The organism is Paraburkholderia sp. SIMBA_030 (assembly GCF_046535245.1).
Lineage (GTDB): Bacteria > Pseudomonadota > Gammaproteobacteria > Burkholderiales > Burkholderiaceae > Paraburkholderia.
On sequence record NZ_JAWRXB010001543.1, the window covers coordinates 1 to 239 of the forward strand.

Here is a 239-nt window from a genome sequence, read left to right on the forward strand (position 1 = left end):
CCGATCGAGGCCGCGGCATCCGCGAACTTCACTTCGTTGCCATCGACGAGAATGCGGCCCGAATCGGGCTGATATTCGCCGCCAAGAATCTTCAGGAGCGTGGACTTGCCCGCTCCGTTTTCGCCCATCAGGCCGTGCACTTCGCCGGCGTTCACCTCGAACGACACGCCGTCGAGCGCGCGCACGCCTGGGAACACCTTGCCGATATTGTCAAAACGCAGTGTCGCTGACACGTCGGT

At 62.3% G+C, this 239-nt stretch carries 1 protein-coding gene; it reads right to left on the reverse strand.

The window, feature by feature from the left end:
* The coding region (locus tag SB772_RS45190) for an ATP-binding cassette domain-containing protein (protein ID WP_410839174.1) at nucleotides 1-233 on the reverse strand (233 nt) is incomplete at its 3' end.
* Nucleotides 234-239: the final 6 nt, after the last annotated feature.